General features: G+C 51.1%; 2 protein-coding genes and 1 pseudogene. 2 read left to right on the forward strand and 1 reads right to left on the reverse strand.

Annotated elements, in window-relative coordinates:
• Positions 1–710, reverse strand: a 710-nt coding sequence (locus tag WBV75_RS06650) for a hypothetical protein (protein WP_424119858.1), incomplete at its 3' end; no start/stop codon positions are given.
• A 136-nt stretch (positions 711–846) separates the two neighbouring features.
• On the opposite strand from WBV75_RS06650, the gene gcvP reads away from it, so the two are divergent.
• Positions 847–3,702: an aminomethyl-transferring glycine dehydrogenase gene (gene gcvP, locus WBV75_RS06655; RefSeq protein WP_424119859.1), complete on the forward strand. Its 2,856-nt coding sequence runs from the start codon at positions 847–849 to the stop codon at positions 3,700–3,702.
• Between the two features lie 41 nt (positions 3,703–3,743).
• Positions 3,744–4,068 (forward strand): annotated as a pseudogene (locus WBV75_RS06660) (methyltransferase); the annotation flags it as partial.

A 4,068-nucleotide genomic window follows, 5' to 3' on the forward strand; every position in this document is an offset into this window, starting at 1 on the left:
CCCATCAAAAGAGCCACCACCGTCTTTACCTCGTACTCTCCCGCGGCCATGGTATCTTTCATGCCCGTGGCAAGTGCAAATAAAACGGCTATCCCCCAGGCGATACTTCGGGTGGCCCGCAAACCAAACCGCTGCGGTATAGATTTCATTTGGGGCGGATCAGTTTTCAAGTCCCTGATTTCAAAAGGGAGCATTAAAAGAAATACCCAGAGTATCCGCTGGAAACTTTCGACCCCCACATCCCAATTTGCGACCTGGTTCAAGCCCCAAAGGGGCGACCATACACTGAGTATGGTCCAGACAAGGGCAACCAGCAACACCTTGAGAACGCCATAACTCCTCAGGTTTACCCCGCCGGGTATCAAGGGTACCGCGTAAAGTGCTGTTATAAGCCCGGCCAGGATAAAAAGCAACCAAACCCCCGGCGGAAGTTGCATCAGGTAATAGATGCCCACCCCAAAGCTCAATGCGCTCAGGACGATTACAAATCGGCGCTCCCCGCCAACCAGGTGCCAGTACCTTCCCGATTCCGGACCGTATTTAATGGCATTATAGCCCGCGACACTTCCAAAAAACAAAGCGAGGTAATACACCACCGGCACCTCGGCATCAAAAATGGCACTACTAAAACCAACGAGGGCCAGAAGGCAAAGGGAGACATGTATACTCCCCCTGATATACCACTGAAAAACCATCCGGAACAGCTGCACCTGGCAAAGGTAGCCAAAGTGTTAATAAGCCCTTGGAATCGTTAAAAAGTTTAGGAGTTTGGCCCCTGGAAAAAAGGAAAGGAATCCGAGAATAATAGTTAATTTTGTCACTTTAAAAAGCGCAACGCACACGGCTATGAAAACAGATCAGTTTGCCTCACGACACCTGGGTATTCGAACGCGGGATCTTCCCCTTATGCTGGACACCATAGGTGTGGACAGTCTGGATACCCTAATAAACGAAACCGTACCGGATGACATTCGCCTGAATGCTCCCATGGACCTGGATCCGCCTATGAGCGAATTTGAGTTTCTGGAGCACATCAGGGGGATGGCAGCTGAAAACAAAATTTACAAAACCTATATCGGACTGGGGTACCATCCGTGCATCACCCCTTCGGTGATCAAAAGGAATATCCTTGAAAATCCGGGTTGGTATACAGCCTACACCCCTTACCAGGCCGAAATAGCCCAGGGAAGGCTCGAAGCCCTGATCAACTTCCAAACCATGGTAAGCGACCTGACGGGTATGGACCTGGCCAACGCTTCCCTCCTGGATGAGAGTACGGCTGCGGCAGAAGCTATGACCATGTTGTTCGACCTCAGGAGCCGGGACCAGAAAAAAAGGGAATGCCTTAAGTTTTTTGTAGACCAAAGCGTTTTACCTCAAAACCTGGCCCTGTTGCAAACGCGTTCAACCCCCCTGAATATTGAACTGGTAACGGGCACCCCGGACAGCGCACAACTGGACGAATCCTATTTTGGGGCCCTGCTACAGTATCCCGGGGCGGATGGAGCCATTGTCAACCACCGGGCATTTATTGAAAAAGCACATAGTCTCGACTTAAAGGTGGCCGTGGCGGCCGATCTTTTAAGTTTATGCCTGCTCGTGCCTCCCGGAGAAATCGGGGCAGATGTTGTGGTAGGTACCACCCAACGCTTTGGGATTCCGCTGGGCTACGGCGGACCACATGCAGCATTTTTTGCCACACGGGAGGATTATAAACGACACATCCCAGGAAGGATTATCGGTATGAGTAAAGACGTGGATGGAAAGCCCGCTATGCGCATGGCACTCCAAACCCGGGAACAACATATTAAAAGGGACAAAGCGACCTCCAATATTTGCACGGCCCAGGTTTTACTGGCTGTAATGGCAGGGGCCTATGGGGTCTATCACGGGCCTGAAGGACTGAAGCAAATTGCCAATCGTATCCATTCGGCGACAACCACGCTTGCTGAAGGCCTGGAAGCCCTTGGAATTTCCCTCAGACACGAATTTTATTTCGACACCCTCAGCCTTGAATTTCCTTCCGCTAAGGTGCGTTCCCTGGCAGAGCAGGCAGAGATTAATTTCTTTTACAAGGGCGATGATGAAATCCTGATTTCCCTGAACGAAACCACTAGCCTGGCGGATGTATCGGACATCCTGAAGGTCTTTGAAAGCGCATTGGACAAAAAAGGTACTTCCCTTACCCAATGGAGTAGAAAATCTGCCCTGCCGGAGGAACTTAAACGAAGTACCGGATTTATGGAGCAGCAGGTTTTTAACCGCTACCATTCCGAAACAGAATTGATGCGGTACCTGAAGAAACTCGAGCGCAAGGACCTCGCGCTTAACCATTCAATGATTTCCCTGGGTTCCTGTACCATGAAGTTAAATGCGGCTTCTGAAATGCTGCCGCTCAGTATGGCGGAGTGGAGTAACATTCACCCGTTTGTCCCCGTGGAGCAGGCCGGAGGTTACCACAAAATGCTAAGCGCCCTCGAAGATTATCTCACAGAAATTACCGGGTTTGCGGCAACTTCCCTCCAACCCAATTCTGGCGCACAGGGAGAGTATTCAGGTTTAATGCTCATCCGCGCCTATCACGAGGCCCGGGGGGAAGGCCACCGGAACATCTGTATTATTCCAGCTTCTGCCCACGGTACGAATCCGGCATCGGCGGTCATGGCAGGAATGAAAGTGGTGGTGACCAAAACGGACGAAAAAGGAAACATCGACCTGGCAGACCTTAAGGAAAAAGCAGAACTGCACAGTTCAAACCTCGCTGCTTTGATGGTAACGTATCCGTCCACTCACGGAGTTTTTGAATCAGCTATCCGGCAGATTACCGGCCTGATTCACAAACACGGGGGACAAGTCTATATGGACGGGGCCAATATGAATGCCCAGGTAGGGCTCACAAATCCGGCAATTATAGGGGCGGATGTTTGCCATCTCAATCTGCACAAGACTTTCGCCATTCCCCATGGAGGTGGAGGCCCCGGTGTGGGTCCGATATGCGTAGCCCCCCAGCTCGTGGAATTCCTGCCCGGAAATCCGGTGATTAAAACAGGAGGGGCAAATGCCATCCCTGCGATCTCTGCAGCACCCTGGGGTAGTGCCCTGGTGTGTTTGATATCCTACGGTTATATCCGAATGCTCGGGGCTGAAGGACTGACAAATGCCACCCGTGTGGCTATCCTCAATGCGAATTATATCGCAGGCCGACTGAGGGGTGCCTACCCAATTCTCTACACCGGTGAAAAGGGACGCGCCGCACACGAGATGATCATCGATTGTCGTCCGTTTAAAAAACATGGGGTTGAGGTTACCGATATCGCCAAAAGACTCATCGATTACGGGTTTCACGCGCCCACGGTTTCTTTTCCAGTGGCCGGGACAATGATGATTGAGCCCACTGAAAGTGAAAATCTGGAAGAATTGGATCGGTTTTGCGATGCCCTGTTATCTATTCGGGCGGAGATTGAAGTCTCGGAAGAGAACACCCCTAACCTGGTCCTTAAAAATGCACCCCATACGCTGGAGATGGTCACTTCGGATACCTGGGAATACCCCTACAGCAGAAAGCAGGCAGCCTTCCCGCTGTCGTATGTGGGAGAGAACAAGTTCTGGCCTGCGGTACGGAGGGTGGATGACGCCTACGGTGACCGAAATCTGATATGCAGTTGTGAGCCTATTGAGGCCTATGCGGAACTCGAACACTGAATCAAAGGCCTGTGAGAACAGGCCTTTTTAAATGCTAAAAAATGTACGCTCACTACCCGGAGAAACGCTATCGCCTTACCCTGGAATTCCTGAAGAAACACGTCAATACCGATGAGCAAATTCTGGATTTAGGGGTTCCCAATCCATTTTCCGAGATCATGACCCGGGAAGGATATACCGTTCAGAATACCGGGGGAGAAGACCTCGATCTCGAGTTGGACCATATTCGAAATTCCGGGGCGACTGTGGTTACAGCTTTTGAGATCCTCGAACATCTGGTCGCTCCTTTTAATGTACTCAGGGACATCCCTGCTGATAAAATTCTGGCGAGTATTCCGCTGAGGCTCTGGTTTGCCTCCGCCTATC

Source organism: Robiginitalea sp., assembly GCF_049588695.1.
Classification (GTDB): domain Bacteria; phylum Bacteroidota; class Bacteroidia; order Flavobacteriales; family Flavobacteriaceae; genus Robiginitalea.